The organism is Streptomyces sp. NBC_01433 (genome assembly GCF_026340105.1).
Taxonomy (GTDB): Bacteria; Actinomycetota; Actinomycetes; order Streptomycetales; family Streptomycetaceae; genus Streptomyces.
On the sequence record NZ_JAPEPM010000003.1, the window covers coordinates 320,299 to 336,112 of the forward strand.

The 15,814-nt window shown below is 67.8% G+C and carries 15 protein-coding genes and 1 pseudogene; 10 read left to right on the forward strand and 6 right to left on the reverse strand.

Annotated elements, in window-relative coordinates; genetic code table 11:
* Positions 1–484 precede the first annotated feature (484 nt).
* The gene (locus OG413_RS38240) at positions 485–1,885 is read right to left on the reverse strand and encodes a lamin tail domain-containing protein (protein WP_266813774.1); all 1,401 of its coding nucleotides are present in this window, start codon (positions 1,883–1,885) and stop codon (positions 485–487) included.
* A gap of 962 nt (positions 1,886–2,847) precedes the next feature.
* Here OG413_RS38240 and OG413_RS38245 point away from each other — a divergent pair.
* Positions 2,848–3,630 carry a hypothetical protein gene (locus OG413_RS38245; protein WP_266813776.1) on the forward strand — a complete coding sequence of 261 codons (783 nt, stop codon included), beginning with the start codon at positions 2,848–2,850 and terminating at the stop codon, positions 3,628–3,630.
* A 153-nt stretch (positions 3,631–3,783) separates the two neighbouring features.
* Here OG413_RS38245 and OG413_RS38250 read toward each other — a convergent pair whose 3' ends face one another.
* Together OG413_RS38250 and OG413_RS38255 are read right to left on the reverse strand one after the other, a co-directional pair.
* Positions 3,784–4,503 carry an ABC transporter permease gene (locus OG413_RS38250; protein ID WP_266813778.1) on the reverse strand — a complete coding sequence of 240 codons (720 nt, stop codon included), beginning with the start codon at positions 4,501–4,503 and terminating at the stop codon, positions 3,784–3,786.
* Positions 4,504–4,547: 44 nt separating this feature from the next.
* A complete protein-coding gene (locus tag OG413_RS38255) occupies positions 4,548–5,432 on the reverse strand; it encodes an ABC transporter ATP-binding protein (protein WP_266813780.1) in 885 nt (294 codons plus the stop codon).
* Between the two features lie 168 nt (positions 5,433–5,600).
* Between OG413_RS38255 and OG413_RS38260 the strand changes: the two genes are divergently transcribed.
* From OG413_RS38260 to OG413_RS47180, 4 genes and pseudogenes are all read left to right on the forward strand, one after another.
* Positions 5,601–5,834, forward strand: coding sequence for a hypothetical protein (locus OG413_RS38260; RefSeq protein ID WP_266813782.1), 234 nt, complete (start codon positions 5,601–5,603; stop codon positions 5,832–5,834).
* A gap of 113 nt (positions 5,835–5,947) precedes the next feature.
* Positions 5,948–6,994 (forward strand): sensor histidine kinase, encoded by a 1,047-nt coding sequence (locus tag OG413_RS38265; protein ID WP_266813784.1) that lies wholly within the window; start codon positions 5,948–5,950, stop codon positions 6,992–6,994.
* Positions 6,991–7,599, forward strand: coding sequence for a DNA-binding response regulator (locus tag OG413_RS38270; protein ID WP_266813786.1), 609 nt, complete (start codon positions 6,991–6,993; stop codon positions 7,597–7,599). The genes OG413_RS38265 and OG413_RS38270 overlap by 4 nt, the downstream gene beginning before the upstream one ends.
* Before the next feature lie 409 nt (positions 7,600–8,008).
* Positions 8,009–8,524: pseudogene (locus tag OG413_RS47180) on the forward strand (Imm21 family immunity protein).
* Here the strand turns inward: OG413_RS47180 and OG413_RS38275 are convergent.
* Positions 8,515–8,928 carry a hypothetical protein gene (locus OG413_RS38275; protein ID WP_266813788.1) on the reverse strand — a complete coding sequence of 138 codons (414 nt, stop codon included), beginning with the start codon at positions 8,926–8,928 and terminating at the stop codon, positions 8,515–8,517. The pseudogene OG413_RS47180 and the gene OG413_RS38275 sit on opposite strands and share 10 nt — an antisense overlap.
* Before the next feature lie 24 nt (positions 8,929–8,952).
* On the reverse strand, positions 8,953–9,525 hold the full coding sequence (locus tag OG413_RS38280; RefSeq protein WP_266813790.1) for a TetR/AcrR family transcriptional regulator: 573 nt from the start codon (positions 9,523–9,525) through the stop codon (positions 8,953–8,955).
* A 101-nt stretch (positions 9,526–9,626) separates the two neighbouring features.
* On the opposite strand from OG413_RS38280, the gene OG413_RS38285 reads away from it, so the two are divergent.
* The 3 genes from OG413_RS38285 (at position 9,627) to OG413_RS38295 (ending at position 12,833) form a co-directional block, all read left to right on the forward strand.
* Positions 9,627–10,874 (forward strand): MFS transporter, encoded by a 1,248-nt coding sequence (locus tag OG413_RS38285; protein ID WP_266813792.1) that lies wholly within the window; start codon positions 9,627–9,629, stop codon positions 10,872–10,874.
* Positions 10,875–11,016: 142 nt separating this feature from the next.
* Positions 11,017–11,823 carry an alpha/beta fold hydrolase gene (locus OG413_RS38290; protein ID WP_266813794.1) on the forward strand — a complete coding sequence of 269 codons (807 nt, stop codon included), beginning with the start codon at positions 11,017–11,019 and terminating at the stop codon, positions 11,821–11,823.
* Between the two features lie 431 nt (positions 11,824–12,254).
* Positions 12,255–12,833, forward strand: a complete 579-nt coding sequence (locus OG413_RS38295; RefSeq protein WP_266813795.1) for a phosphotransferase family protein — start codon at positions 12,255–12,257, stop codon at positions 12,831–12,833.
* A gap of 462 nt (positions 12,834–13,295) precedes the next feature.
* On the opposite strand, the gene OG413_RS38300 is transcribed toward OG413_RS38295, so the two are convergent.
* A complete protein-coding gene (locus tag OG413_RS38300; RefSeq protein ID WP_266813797.1) occupies positions 13,296–14,147 on the reverse strand; it encodes a LysR substrate-binding domain-containing protein in 852 nt (283 codons plus the stop codon).
* Between the two features lie 80 nt (positions 14,148–14,227).
* On the opposite strand from OG413_RS38300, the gene OG413_RS38305 reads away from it, so the two are divergent.
* Both OG413_RS38305 and OG413_RS38310 read left to right on the forward strand, forming a co-directional pair.
* Positions 14,228–14,752 (forward strand): cupin domain-containing protein, encoded by a 525-nt coding sequence (locus OG413_RS38305; protein ID WP_266813799.1) that lies wholly within the window; start codon positions 14,228–14,230, stop codon positions 14,750–14,752.
* A gap of 144 nt (positions 14,753–14,896) precedes the next feature.
* The gene (locus OG413_RS38310) at positions 14,897–15,259 is read left to right on the forward strand and encodes a DoxX family protein (protein WP_266813801.1); all 363 of its coding nucleotides are present in this window, start codon (positions 14,897–14,899) and stop codon (positions 15,257–15,259) included.
* Positions 15,260–15,814 lie beyond the last annotated feature (555 nt).

Consider the following 15,814-nt stretch of genomic DNA (forward strand, 5'->3'; position numbering starts at 1 on the left):
GACGCTCGGAAGATCGCAAAGCCACTCGGGCCACTGTGCGGGGCTGTGATGCTCGAACAGGCCCACCGATTTTCGGTGTCAGGTATGCGCGAAGAGATCGTCAGGCCGTACGCACAGTGCCTGCGGGCGCGTGACTATCGCTCAGCGCGGCGGGGGAGGGCGGAGGGGGGTCCGGACCGTCGTCGTTGAGGCGGACGGCCTTCTGGGCCTTGCGTACAGCGTGGGCCGAGGCGGGACTCCCGCGAGTCCGCTCCCCTCGCCGTGTACAGCCTGCGGGTCAAGCGGCGGTTCCCGGAGGAGCTGCTCCTCCAGCGGTGTCGGGGAGCGTTGGGGGAGCGTTGGGGCCCCCCGCGGGTGTTGATGGGGCCCGGATGGCCGAGGGGACCCCGGCGGCGGGGTGGCCACCGGGGTCGGTCTCTCTGTTTGCCGGACTCCGGCGGATCGTCCACCGGGGTTCATCGGGGCCAAGGTCGAGTGGCTGGTGTCAGGGGGTGCAGTTCAGGGTTCCGGCGCGCAGTGCGTGGCCGCCGTCGTTGCTGTCGTCGGACCAGACGACCGGTTTGTGGCCGCCCGTGCAGGCTGTGTTGGGGGCGATGGCGAAGCCCTCGTTGTTGTAGTTGGCCATGCCGGCGGGGCGGTCGTAGGTGTGGGTGATGGCGAATTTGCCCTGGGCGCTGATGTCGAGGGTCGCGGTGCGGCCCTGGCAGGTGTCGTCGCAGACGGCCCACAGGTGTCCGGTGGCAGGCTCGAACTCCAGGTCCATCACGCCGGCGAAGCCGCTGGTGACCGTGGCGATGCGGGTGTATCCGCCACCGGACTGATTGAGGGCGTAGGCGTAGACGGTGCCATTGGCCTCAACTCCCACGAAGAACAGGCCCCTGCCGTGGCCGGGGTAGCCGGCCGGATCGTAGGCGGCGCCGGTGCGTTCGTCACGGAAGCCGTGCGCGGTCAGGAAGGTGTCCGGGATCCACGAGATGGCTTCGGGGCCGGCGTTGGCCGGCAGGGAGGGCAGGTCGGAGGTGAGGTTCCACTCCTCGGTCGCGTTCAGCGAGGACGTTGTGGAGGAGGCGTCGAAGCGCAGGATCTTCGGCGCGCTGGTGGAGCTCTTGCTGTTGTCCCGCTCGGTGGCGACGAACATGCCGTCGGGGGTGACGACCACACCCTCGGCGTCAGGTTCGCCGCTGCCGCCCGCGTAGCGCAGGCTCTTGCCGGATGCCCATCCGCCGGCCGGGTCGGGGCGCCACGTCGTACCGTTGGGGACGAGCCGGTAGAGCTTGCTGGGGCCGTTCTGTACCGCCCAGAGCACGCCCGTGCTCTCGAAGGACAGACCGCTGAGGTTCTCCCCGAACACGTTCGAGCCGTCGGCGACGGTCACCGCCCCGCCGCCCGGCCACACGGCGTCGGAACCGCCCCCGCCGCAGGCGTTCGCAGTGCCCTTGGTCGGGGCGGTGGTGGTCGTGAAGGCGCCGCTGCCGTCCCCGCAACGCCCGAAGGTGGTGGTGGCGTGGTCGGTCCAAGTGTAGGAGTCCACCAGCGTGGAACCGTCCGCCTGGAACAATCTCGCGGAGTCCGAGCTGCCCAGGCCGAACGAGGAGTCGACGTCCAGGGCCAGGAAAGCACCCGGAGCGATCGACGTGTTCTTGCCGATCTTGTAGGAGTGGGAGTCGTCGTTGTCCTTGACGATCCATCCGGACACATCGGCCGCGGCGGTTCCGGTGTTGACGAGCTCGACCCAGTCACCCGGGCTGCCGCCGCTCGACTCGGTTTCGTTGATCCGTACCGTGGACGGCTCCTGCGCCGAGGCCGGCGCACCGGACAGGCCAAGGGTGAGGAAGGTCAGGGCGACGGCGGTGATGTGGGCTTGTCTACGCCAGTGGGTACGCAAGGTGGCCGGTCCTTCTCTTGAGGGGGTCGGGCAGGCGGGAGCGTGTTCATGCTCCCGGCAAAGTCTGGGGCCTCCCGGCGACTATGCGCTGAACACGTCACGAACTGTTCGGGTAACTCGCCGAGTCGGCTTGGCCAGTTGGGGGTCAGAGTCGTCACCTTGGGTCCGGCGGGTGGCGGTGGGCCGCAGCGGTTCTTCTGTTCATGTCTCGTCGCGACCTCGACCGGCTCGTTCAAGCCTCGAAGCGATCGATGACACGTGCGACGGCGACACCCAGTCCGCCGCCACGGACCTCTGGGTCGGTGGGCTCTTGGCCCGCAGTGGATGCAGTGCCTGGCGGGGGAATCGGAGCATGCCGGGAGCTCGTCCTCGGCGTCGTTGATCCGCTTGACGGCCTTGGGGATTTCGCCCCGTACTGCTTGACGAACGCCCGTGGGACCTCGACCTCGACTGTTCCGGCCGCCGTGATGGCCTTCCTCGGCAGGCGGAAACCGTTGCGTACGACCGGACGTCGGCCGATCTCGTCCCTCTGGTTCGCCAACTCGGCCATGTAGGGGCGCACGTCCGGATGTCTGATGTGTGCCGTAGTGTTCGCGGAGTTTCACTGCCCTCGGAGGTTTGGCGTGTCTGGTCGTGCCCGGCTCTGTGCCACCGTTCCCGCGCTCATGCCCGTGTCACAGGCCGGTCCGCCAGACATCGCCGGGCTGTTGGGGCACAGGATGCTTGTCCAGCGGAGCGACGACGAGGTCGTGGCCCGGCCGCTGGACGAGGCCTTCGTCGTACCCTCTGCGCCGAGGGTCTCCATTCCCGCGCCCTGGCCGCGCCGCTGCGGGACGTGGGAGGTGGCGCCAGACGCAAGTGTCGCTGTCTTCGCCGGGGTTCATGCCGTACGGGCGGTGGAGCCGTCGGGTGCGACGCGCTGGGAGGTTCGGCATGGATGCTGGAGCGGTGGGTGCCGGGAGATGCACGAGTCGTACGGCGAGTACGCGGATCGCCAGGACCATCGGTACCCGGACGGCGGCTCGGTCGGCTTCTCGGCAGACGGCAGACTCGTCTGGGCGCACATACGCGGCCCGTTGCCCTCGGGCAGGCTGAGCCCTGACGCAGCCGACGAGTGGCTGGTACTCGACGCCGAGGACGGCCGAGTACTCGCGCGGGTCGACGCCGAGGCCGCGGCGGCCGGCAGTTTTCACCTTGCCCACCCGACCGACCCGCATGAGATGGGGCTGAGCATCGGAGAAGGGCAGGACGGGGCGCCCCTGCGCTGGGGCCGGTGGGACGGGGCAGGCGTGGACGTCGACTACGTGGAGGGCGATCTGTGCCTGCTGAGTGTGAGCCCCTCGGGTGAGCGGCTCATGACGGTCGCCCATGATCAGGACTCGCTCGCCGTTCGCGACTCCCACGGCGCCGTGGTGGAGGGGTTGGAGTGGGACGCCGGGGCAGTGGTTCCCAGGCACCCTGACGCTCCCTCGGGCGATGACGACGAGATGCTTGTCTGCTGGGATTGGGCGGGTGGCTTCGTCGATGAGACGACCCTGATCGTCTCGACCGGCGAGAGCGACGATGAGTGGGGCCGGAGCCGGCACTGGCTGGTCGACACCACGGGTACGCGCGGGCTCGTGCAGGTCACCTATCCTTCGCCGGTCTCCTGCCAGCCGACCGCGCTGGGCAACGGCGCCTGGTGGACTCTGTCGGAGTCCCATGACGCCTTGCAGGTCTGGGCGCTCCACACTCCGGATATGTGACCTCGGCCGCCCGTCGGTACCGCAGCCCTCTTCCCAGGCCGAGCGCTGTCAGGCCGGTCTGGGAACAGATGTACCGGCCCGGAGTGCCTCAGTGCGACGTATCCCAAGACCCAAGACCCAAGACCCACATGGGGAAACGGGTCCGAAGCGCGGTCATCGGCGCGGTTCCCAGCGGAAGAGGCGCGAGGCCAGCGCGACGGCGACGATGACCCAGCTCAGGGTGGGCAGCAGCAGAAGCAGGGAGTCAGCCACGGGAACGCCGCCGTTCCAGGCGTTGAGGACCAGTTCGGTGGCCGAGCCGCCGGGAAGCAGCCGCTTGAGCAGGGGGAGCTCCTCGGTGCCGGTGATGGCTACCCAGTTGGAGACGGCGATGGCGCCGAGGCTGATGGGCAGCGTGGTCACCTGGGCGTGCTCGGGGGAGTTCGTCACCCCCGCCGTGGCCAGCGCCAGGCCGAGCATCATGAGCACCGTTGCGAGAACCGCCGCCGCCAGGAGGAGAACACTGGCCGGCCCGCCGGCGACCGCGGCCAGTACGGCGAGGATCGCGGTCATCTGGACCAGCGCGAGGACGGTGACCGGGAGCGTCAGCCCGGAGAGAATACTGGCGTCGCCCGCCGGGGTGGAGCGCAGCCGCTTGAGGAAGAGGGTCTGACGGCGCGAGGCAAGCGTGGTCACCGCGGTGGTGTAGAGCCCGAACGCGCCCACGGTGAACATCACCACCGCCGCGATGTATCCGAGGCTGCGCAGGTCCGCGATGGCTTCGTGCTTGTAGACGAAGTACGCGCAGGCCGCTATGGGAATGAGGAAACTGGTGACCAGAACCAGTCGATTCCGGAAGATTTGGATCAGCTCGCTGAGAGCGATTGACAGCATGGTGAAGGTCTCTCTCTTGGGGAGTGCGGGGAGTACAGGAGGGCCTATTCGCTGCTGATGGAGCGGAAGACGTCGTCGAGCCTCGTCGGTCCGGCTTGGAGTTCCCGTAGCTCTACCGCGTTGGCGTGCGCCCAGCCGAGCAGGGTGTGGAGGTCCCTCTGCAGGCCGAAGGTCTTGATCAGGACCTTTCCGTCCAGCTCGCGCGTGGCCCGCAGCGGTAGTGCCGGTGCGGGGGCCGGGAGGGAAAAACGGATGGCGGCCGGCAGGGTCTGCGTCAGCTCGGTGACGGTCCCTTCCTGGTGGAAGGTGCCCTTGTGCATGAGCCCGATGCGATCGGCGCGCTGCTGAGCCTCCTCCAGGTAGTGCGTGGTGAGCACGATGGTGGATCCGTCCTGGCGCAGTTTGTCCACGGCGTCCCACAGGGCGTCCCGCGACTGGATGTCCAAGCCCGTGGTGGGCTCGTCCAGGAAGATCAGCTCCGGGTTCCCGTACACAGCGGTGGCGAAGTCCAGACGGCGCTTCTCACCACAGGAGAGCTGGGACACCTGGATGTCGGACTTGTGCGTGAGGTCGACGATGTCGAGTACGCGTTCGACCCTGTCCGTACGCTGGGAGAGGTTTCCGAACAGCCGGACCGATTCCTTCACGGTCAGATCCGGGGAGAACCCGCTCTCCTGCAGCATGATGCCCATCCGGGGCCGCACCGCGCGCCGGTCGCGGGGGTCCTGCCCGAAGACCCGCACGGTGCCCGAGGTGGCCCTACGGTGGCCTTCGACCGTCTCCAGGGTCGAGGTCTTACCGGCCCCGTTCGTGCCGAGCAGCGCGTAGAGCTCCCCCTTCTCCACCTGGAAGGACAGGTCTTTCACGGCGTGGAAGTCGCCGTAGCTGAGATTCAGACGTTCAACGTCGATGACTGGTGTCGAGGTCATGCATCGATCTCAGTCGCCATCGCGCGCGTCCGGCAGTGGCATGGTGTCATCACTGCGCCATGACATTCCTTGGGATGAAGGCATGACGCAGTGTCACTGTTGTCACCCACCGAGCCGGAAGAATACTGCGTGGCAGACTCTGCTGTTCGATCCCGGAGAGAGCCGCACATGGACACCAGACCCCCGCATATTCTGGCGACGGCCAATACCACCGCATTCCTCCTGGTCTGCGCGGTCTTCTTCCTCCACTGCCTTGGCGTCGGCTTCTACCCTGATGGCGTGGCGTTCTGGTTCCAGAACAGCCAGTGGCTGATGTGGACAGCCGCCGCCCTCGCCGTGGTGAGCGCTCAGGCGACCCCTTCACTCAGCCTGCGTACTCAGCGGCTGGGTGGCGATCGGTGAGGCCGGCCCCGCGAGCGGCGCACGAGATGTCCGAGCACAGCGAGACGACGCGGGGACGGCTGCGCAGATGGAACCTCATCGCGTTCGTCCCGCCGCTCGCTGCCGTAGGGGCGATGCTGGTGGCGATCGATGCCCGGACCTGGTGGGACGCCGTCGTCCTGAGCCTGAGCGTGATAGCGGCCCTGATGGTCGTCGAGCGGTGGACAGCGGGTGACACCTCCCGCGTCGCGCTCCCCTGCCTGATCATCACCGCGGCCGTGTGGCCGTTCGGAGTGCTGGTGGCCGACAGTCACACGGCGTTCTACGGCATTCTGATCGTGGGCCCCTACCTCGTTTCTCAGTTGTCCCGTTATCGAGGCGTGGCAACTCTGGCGCTCATCACGTTTGTCGCCGCGGTAGGCACGGCGAGGCTGATGGAATCGCAGGATGACGCTTCCGGTGTTCTGATCCGGTACGTCGTCATCCCCACGGGCGCCACAGTGGTGGCGACCGGCCTCATGGTCGCCAACCAGCTGTTCTACAAGATCATGGAGCAATCACGAGAACGCGAAGCGGAACTGGCCGTCATCCGGGAGCGCATTCGTTTCGCCAGTGATCTGCACGATATTCAGGGCCACACACTGCATGTGGTGAAGCTGAAGATCATGCTGGCCGAGAAGTTGCTGCGCAGCGACATCGGGCGAGTGGAAGAGGAACTGCAGGAGGTACGCGCTCTGGTCAGCGACACCATTACCCAGACCAAGGAGCTCGCCTACGCACAGCGGCGGCTCAACCTGTCCGTGGAGCTGGAGAACGCGAAGAACCTCTTCGAAGCCGCAGACATCCGCGTACGCGTCAACCGCGAAGCTGACGTCGACGAGAGCGTCAACGGACTGCTCGGCCAGGTCCTCCGTGAGACGACGACCAACATCCTGCGCCACGCGCAAGCCACGCGGGTGCGGATCACTCTCTCGGAGTCGGGCATCACCATCGTCAACGACGGCGCGCGGGAGGTTCCCCTTCCCGCGCTCAGCGGACTGGCCACCCTCAAGGAACGAGTGAGCGACAACGGAGGCGAGCTGACGGTGGAGCAGGAAAACGGGCGCTTCCTCACGGCAGCGGCGTTTCCGTACCTCCGCTCCGCGACGATGCCCTCCGCAGGGCAGGAGGACGATCGATGACCACCGTGACCGTGGTGCTCGCCGACGACGAGGCCCTTCTCCGAAGAGCACTGGCGTCGCTGCTGACTCTCGAAGGCGAGATCACGGTGCTCGCCGAAGCGCAGGACGGCGAATCGGCCGTCCGGGCCACACTGCGACACCGGCCCGACGTGCTGGTCATCGACTTGGAGATGCCCGGTTTGGACGGACTCGGCGCTGTCGCGGAGATCCGCCGCGCACGGCCGGACCAGGTGATCCTCATGGTGACCCGCCATGCCAGGCCGGGGGTGCTCCGCAAAGCCCTGAAACTCGGAGTCCAGGGCTTCGTCAGCAAGTCGGCGGAACCCGCGCACATCACGGCGGTCATCAACACTCTGCATGAGGGCAAGCGTTGGATCGACCCGGACGTCTCCGCGCTCGCCGTCGTCGACGACTGCCCACTCACCGACCGGGAGATCGACGTCCTGCGGGAGACCGGCGGCGGGTACTCCGTCGCTGACATCGCCACCCGCCTCCGCCTGGCGCAAGGCACCGTGCGGAACTACCTCTCGAACACCATGCAGAAGACCCAGACACGGACCCGGCACGAAGCGGCTCGCTACGCGCGTGAACACGACTGGCTGTAGAGGCGGTCGGGGCCGGATCCGACCTGGCGCGCGTTGTTCCACCAGGGTTTTCGGGACAGCCCTCAGGCTGCCCGTTCAGCGTTGGCCGACGCCTCGTCGTGCTTGGTCTCAAGATCGCGGTGCCGCCCTTGTGGGCGAACTGAAGGATTCCGGCGCCACGCCCCAGGCTGATGCACATGGTGCAGTCCAGGCCGACGACCACGACGGCCTGTCTGTATCCGAAGTCCGTTACCGGCTCTCCCCGGAGAGGCTGTCCCGCAACTGCCGGCTGGAGGAGCTGAGTCGTTTCTCTTCCGGACTGCCGGTCCCCCGAGGGGGTGTCAGTGGGTGGGGGCACACTGACGGTATGAGCGCCTCTTCGTCCGTTTCAGCCGACGCGCCCGATGCCGCCCCTGCCTGAGTGGAGTCGATGGGCGGCCCTTTGTTCGTCATTCCCGCTTCCGCGCTGGCCGCACGGCGCGGGTGCACGGAGACCGGTGCCATCGTGGGGAACTCCACCGCTGCAGACGACTACGACGGTGCCTGTGCGGTGGACGCTCCGGCAGGCGTGATTGCCGTCGGTGACGTGGCGCGCAGGCGCTGGTACTGGCGGATGAGCCGGCCATCAGCTGTTACCTGCCCGAGCACCGGGCCTTCCTGAGCCTGGCTCGCCGCCGAATCCGATGACGGGCTGAGGGCGGCCGCCGAGGCTGTCCTCGCTGCCCCTGCCACCGAGTGGGAGGAGTGCGGCACATGGGTGTCGGACGGCCCGGCCGTTTCCAGCTCCTCCCATCGACGCCTGACCGGGCAGTCGCTTTCCGGGAACCGGCCGGCCCGCGGTCACGCCCAAGCCGCTGTCCGCGTTCGTCGGAACCAGCTGCTCGACCTTCACCCCGACACCAGGCAGCAGAAGATCCGCGACCTGAACCCCACCCATCACGCCTGATAGCTGCCCACCTGCCACCGAAATAGCGACAGAGCCCAGAAGTTGAGCCAGAACCCGTTCCACCTACGAAGCCACACCGGGCACGAGCAGACCCGACGTTCCTGCGGAGAGACCCAGCGGTCCACCAACCAGCCGATGGTGGCCGACTCGATCGCACTGGCGGCGGGCCCCGTCGGGCGCCATCCGGTGGGCACGGCGAACCCGGTGGCCAAAGCGGCTCCCGGGGAACCGGTGAAGGTTCCGGCGCTCGGTATGTACGCGAGGAAACCGGGATGCTCCGGGTGGGCGTTGCTCTCACGCAACAGCGGACACACCCCGGTCACGGCATCGACATCGGTGTGATCACATCCGTACGAGGGGGTGTGCGTTCCTTCGTACGCCGACGAGGCGGGCGCCTGATCCATCGCCCACATCTCGCCCCGTCGTGGTCAGTCCGGCAGCAGATGTGACACGAGGGTCTGTGCCCATTCGGGGGTGAGGGGCTCGTCGGTGAAGACGGCCCGGTAGTAGAGGGGGGCGAGCACGGCGTCCGTGGCGCGTTCCAGGGGCGGGGGCAGATTGCCCCGGGCCTGATCCCGTTCGAGGATCGCTTCGAGCTGTCGCTGGCGTTCTCCGCGGCATACGGCGGCGCCTTGTTCTCCGCCCGTGCCGATGGTGGCGCGTACCAGGGCGAGCGTGTCCGGGTCGCAGAGGTCCTTGGCGAGGTCGTACGCATAGCGTTCCAGGTCGCTGCGGAGACTGCCGGTGTCGGGCACCACGATGTCGCCGGAGAAGCGGCTGGTCGTGACGTCTGCGAGCAGTTCGGCGACGGTGCCCCAACGGCGGTAGACCGTGGTTGCGTGCACGCCCGCGCGGGTGGCGATGACGGGGATCGTCACTGGTTCGCCGGCCTCGTCGGCGATCAGTTCCTTGACGGCCTGGTGGACGGCCGCGCGGACCCGGGCGGAGCGGCCCCCTGGCCGGCTCCCGGTCTGCGGGGCGGTGGAAGCGGTAGTGAACACCCGACCAGTATTGCATTGATCACTGCGTCAGGAGTAACGCAGTGATCTCTGCGTTTATGCTAGCGTCAAGCAACTAACGCATCGATCACTGCGAGAATCGCATGCCTATTGACTCTGCTGTATCCACCGTGCCGTCCGACGCGGGCACCCGCCGTGTGCTGCGCGGGGCGGCCTTCCCCGGTGTGGCCGCCGTCTTCGTCGTCTTTCTGGCCGCATCCAGCGTGCCGTCCCCGCTTTACCCGATCTACCAGCAGCGATGGCACTTCTCGGCGTGGGTGCTGACCGTCGTCTTCGCCCTGTACGTGGTTGGCCTGCTCGGCTCGCTGCTCGTCGTCGGCGCGCTGTCGGACCACCTCGGCCGCAGGCCGGTGCTTGCCGCGGCGATCACACTGGAGATGCTCGCGCTCGTCCTGTTCCTCACCGCCGGGAACGTGGTGGTCCTGGCCGCCGCGCGGGTGCTGCAGGGCATCGCCACCGGAGCGGCGACGACCACCCTGAGCGCCGCCCTCGTCGACCTGGAACCGTCCCACGCCCGTGGGCGCGCGGGCGTCGTCACTTCGGTGGCCCCGCTGACCGGGCTCGCGCTCGGCGCTCTCGGCTCCGGTGTACTGGTGGAGTTCGGCCCCGCCCCGACCCGGCTGGTCTACGCCCTGCTGCTCGGCGCCATGGTGGTAGCGGGGGCGCTCACCGCTTTTCTGCCGGAGACCTCCCCGCGCCGGCCCGGAGCCGTCGCCTCGCTGCGCCCACGGGCGGCGCTGCCCGCGCATCTGCGCGCGGACATCGTCCCGGTGGTGCCGGCGATGATCGCCAGCTGGGCGCTGGCCGGGCTGTTCCTCTCCCTCGGCCCGTCCGTCGCGGCCCAACTGCTGGGGCTGCGGAGCCACCTGGCCGGCGGAGTCGTCGTGACACTGCTGGCGGGCACCGGGGCACTGACGGTCGCCCTGCTCCGCTCCCGTTCCGCGTCCTCGCTGCTGGCTCCCTCGTCCGCGCTGCTCGGGCTCGGCGTCCTGACCGCGCTCGCCGGCATCATGGCGGATCTCGTCCTGCTCGCCGCCGTCGGCACCGTCGTGGCGGGCGTCGGCTTCGGCGGCTCGGTTCTGGCGACGTTCGGCACCTTTGCCCGGATCGCCAGGCCACACGAGCGCAGCGCGGTCTTCGCCTCCGCGAACATCATCAACTACCTCGGCAACAGCGTGCCCGCCGTGCTCGGCGGCATCGCCGTCACCACCATGGGGTTGCGGACCGCCACCGAGATCTACGCACTGGCGATCGCGGCGATCGTCTCCACTGCCTTCCTCCTGCGCCTGAACCAGCTGCGGGGGCGCGCCGTCGCGGCCCCGGGTGAGTGAGCACCACCCGGACCACCCGCACCACCCGGACCACCCGGACCGCACGCACCGCACGCACCTGCCCGCAGGATCCCTCCCCGCCCGACACCAACACCGACACCGAAACCGACACGGAATTACTCGTGCGAAAGAAGGAAACACCATGACGACCACAAGCCGCGGAACCAGCGAGAACCTCGTCGTCCGGCGAGCGGACCACACAACGATCCGGTACACGGCCGCCGGCCCGGCCGACGCGCCGGCCCTGGTCCTCGTCCACGGCTGGGCATGCGACCGGCGTGACTTCGACGCGGTGACCGGCCATCTGCCCGGCGGTTACCGGGTCCTTGCGGTCGACCTCGCCGAGCACGGCGAGTCCCGGTCGACGCGGGACGTGTGGACCATCGAGGAATTCGCCCGCGACGTCGCCGCGGTACTGGAGGCCGAGTCGGTGACCACGGCCGTCGTTGCCGGGCACTCCCACGGCGCGGCGGTCGCCGTCGAAGTCGGCCGGCTGCTCCCCGACACCGTCTCGCATGTGATCGCGCTCGACGCGCTGCACTACCTGTCCCTGTTCCCGGCCCAGAGCGAGGAACAGACCCGAGCCACGCTGGGCATGTTCCGCGACGACTTCGCCGCGGCGGTGCGCGGCCTCGTCGAAGGGGGTTCTCCGGCCGGGACCGACCCGGCTCTGAGGGATGCCTACTTCGAGAAGATGGTCGTGGTGCGGCAGCCCGCAGGACTGCGTGCCATCGAGGGCCTGGTGCACTGGGACATGGACGCGGCGCTGCGCGAGACCAAGCAGCCGATCACCGTGTTCGGTATTCGCGACCTGGTGACACAGGAGGCGATCGACCGCTACGGGGACCGCTTCGACATCGTGCTCGTCGACCTGGGCAGCCACCACTTCCCCGTGGAGGCCCCCGAAGCCACGGCGAAACTTCTGGCCGATGTGATGAGGCGCGGGTGAGGCAGCGCGATCGGCGCTCCTGGCTTACCACTTCGCACACGGCTGCGTGAGGGAGCCTGACGGTAGGCCGACCTTCTTCACCTGGAGAGTACTTCTGCGTCCAGCAGGACGAGTACCGCTCGGCCTTCGCGCGGTCGCTCGCCGACGCGATCGGCCCGGTGGTTCGACACCGTCCGCAAGGACGAACTGCCCAGCCTCTACACCCTCGCCGGTCTGACCCTGCCCTGGAGCTGGAGCTGGAGCTGGAGCTGGAGCTGGAGCTGGAGCTGGTGCGTGGTCGAAGGGCACGTCAACCGGATCAAGATGCTCAAGCGTCAGGTTTCCGGAGGAGCAGGCTTCCAGCTCCTCCGGAAACGCGTACTTCTCGCTCCGTGAACGCGGCGCTCAGGCAGATGCCATCTGAAGCGGCCGAGGGACGAGAAGCTGGTGCCATGAACACAGGAGAGGGCGAAGTGCCACTGTCCGGAGGCCGGATCACTCCGGGGGTGGTACGCGTTGACGACACCGTGCGGCGCCCCGTCACAGCTAGATCGTCCTTCGTCGCGGAATTGCTGAATCACCTGCAACAATGCGGGTTCACAGGCGCGCCACGGTATCTCGGACTCGACGGTGCGGGTCGCGACACGTTCACCTATGTGCCCGGCCGAGTGCCGGCCAGATTCCAGCTCTGGAAAGACGATCAGGTTGCGGCTGCCGGCGCTCTTGTGCGCTCGTTGCATGAGGCCACGCGCAGCAGTCGCCTTACCGGAACCTCTCCGATCGTCTGCCATCACGATCCCGGCCCGAACAATGTCGTCTTCCAGCAGGATCGCCCGATGGCCTTCATCGACTTCGACACCGCGGCCCCCGGCGACCCTGGAAGATCTTGGATACATGGCCTGGACCTGGTGCGTCTCCTCCAGGTCGCAAGCCCCACCTCCCCGCGCACAGGCAGACCAGGTACGACTTCTCGCCAACTCCTACGGGTTGGCGACCTCCGAGCGCTTCAACCTCGTCGACGCCATTCTTGACCGCCAGAACCGCAACGCCCTCCGGTGGCACCAGCACCTCAATACCCCAGAGCCACGCGTGGCTGACAGCGAGCAGATTCTCGCCCGGATCGACTGGTCCCGGCGTGAACACGACCACACAGCCAACAATCGCGCTGTCTTCATGAACGCTCTACGCCAACCAAGATCGATCTCGGCTCTGCTGAGTTCGAATACGGAGAGTGAACCCACCCGGAATTTGCGCCGGAACCGTTGGTCGGAGTAGCGGTAGTCCGTGAAGATCCGCACGATCCACCAACCGGCGAACGCGAGCGCTGTCGAGATGTACCGGCGCCTGGGCTACGTCGATGGCGAGTGGGACTGACTCCGGGCTGCCGTGTCCGCGTGCGGCGCCGGACCGTCCGGACGTGCGGCTGGAACCGGTAGCGGATTCAGGCGCTCGGTTGGGAGAGCAGTTCGGGCTGGTATGTCGCTGTGAGGTGCTCAGGCGTGGTACGCGGTGATCGCGATACGGACGAACGAGCGGATCAGCGGATTCGTGTCACCCGCGTTCCATACCGCCACCACCCGGCTCGGTGGCATGTCGATCAGCGGCACCACGGTGAGTCCCTGTGCCGGCTGGTGGGCCAGGAGCGTCATACCGACCGTGCCGTTCCAGAGGACGGCTTGTTGGCATTCCTGGACGGCGCGCACCACCGGACCCTCCCGAGGTTCTCCGCCGTTCCAGTACGACTGCCAGGTGGGATCAGTGCCCTGTGGGAACAGGAACCAGCGGCGGTCGGCGAGGTCGGCCAGCTTCAGTTGGTCGCGGCGGGCCAGCGGATCGTCGGCGCGCAGGAGTGCTCCCACCGGGTCGGCGCGCAACTCGTGAACGGTCAGGCCGGTCTCGTCGAACGGCCCGCGGGTCAGGGCGATGTCGACCAGACCGGCGTGCAGCCCGCAGGTGGGGTCGGTCAGGTCGGTCTCGCGGATGCGGACCTCAACGCGTGGGTGCCGCCGTCGGTAGGCGTCGGCCAGCCGGGTTGCGCCCGGATCGGTACTGTCACCCAGGATGCCGACGGTGATGGTCGCGGCTCCGGCCGCCGCGGCCACGCGTACACGTACCTGGTCGGCCTGGTCGAGCAAGGCGCGCGCTTCATCCAGCAGTACCGCCCCCACTGGAGTCAGCGTGACACCGGCGGACGATCGGTCGAGCAGCGTGGCGCCGACCTCGGCTTCCAGCTGCTTGATCGCCCGGCTCAGGGGCGGCTGACTCATGTGCAGCCGGGTGGCGGCCCGTCCGAAGTGGAGTTCCTCGGCGACAGCCACGAAGTAGCGCAGCGTACGTAGCTCCATAGTGCGACGATACCCATACGGTATCGATGTCGGTGAACAGGTCTTGGACAGTCGCAGCGCCACGGCGGTGGAATCGACGCATGACTGACGAACCGAAGACCAGTGAGACATTGGCCGACCCCGCCGTATCGGTGGTCGGTCCGGGCGAGGGTGAGACGATCCTCCTGGGCACCACGCGACTGCGCGTCCTGGAAGACGGCAGCAACACCGGGCACCGCCTCGGGCTCGTAGAGTCCGTCCTCGCGCCGCACACGCCCGGACCGCCGCAACACCGTCACGCCCAGCACGACGAGGGTTTCTACATCATCTCCGGCACGGTGCGCTTCACGGTCGGAGAAAAGGACCACGACGCTACGGCGGGCACATTCGTGCTGGTCCAGCCCGGAGCCCCGCACACCTTCGCCAACACCACCGACCAACCGGCTGTCATGCTCAGCACTTTCACGCCCGACCTGTATGTGCAGTACTTCCGTGACCTGCAGGACATGATCGCCGGCGGTCAGGCCATGACCCCACAGGCGACCATCCGGACGATGAGCCGTTACGCCACCGAGCCTGCCACCGACTTCGCTGAGCGGCCGGAAGGGCGACGCAGTCATGGCTGACCCTGCCGGATCCGTACAGCCGAGGCGGCTCCTGCCTGGGAACGTCCGTGCCGCAGAAGCACTTGCGCACCCGCGTGTGCCTGTTGTCGGCGCCGCCCCGGTGACGACGTGGTCACCCGCCCCTGGCAATCACGGAGGGGAATCGTGAACATCGCATATTGGATCGTTGCCGGTCTGCTGGCCGTCTTCTACCTCTACGCGGGCGGGGTCAAGGTGGTCCAGAGCCGTGAGCGGCTCCGACCGATGATGGCCTGGGTGGACAGCATGCCGATGCTGGTCGTCAGGGCCATCGGTGTGATCGAAGTGCTCGGCGCGATCGGGCTGATCCTCCCGCCGCTGACCGGCATCACGCCCTGGCTGGCCCTGGCTGCGGCCATCGGGTTCGAGGCACTGCAGATCGGCGCGACCAGGTTGCACCTGAGCCGCGGAGACCGTCGGATCGCCCTCAACCTCACGCTCATTGTCGCCGGGGCCGTGACCAGCTGGCTGGCGACAACGTGGCTGTGACTTCAGGCATGGGCAGTGTTCGGTGAGGTCGCACGACGATCGCGGGCCGGGTGTGCGAAAGGGGTCGTCAGTGAGTCTGACCTCAGGCCAACGAGGCCATGGTGCGGTCATGTTCGCGCCTTGCCCCCACGACCGATGATGACTTGGACCAGCTGGCCAAATGGCTCGCTGACCCAGACTTCGTTGTCGGCAGCAGCGTTATGGCACCTATCCCGACCAGGAGAGAGCCGTGCCGAACGACGGGTGCCCGAAGGCCACGTACACGGTGTGGGGGGACCTGCTGTGAACCGCCTCGGACGCCTTGTCGCTTCAGCGAGACCGTCCTTGGTCGCGTCTCACCGGGCCGGGATCAAGCCGTCGGTTTCCAGGGAATCGCGCCTGGAGTCCTTCGCCGCCAAGTTGTGCGGAGCGGCCGCGCGTTGTCCGGCCTCGGTACTGGTGAGCTCGCGTATTCAACTGTCGCCATTTCCCCGAGGAACCCAGCCCGCTGGTGACCGTGTGTGATCTCCAGCGGCGTTTGGACTCCGGGTGAGCTGCTTGTGCTGGCCCGGGGCG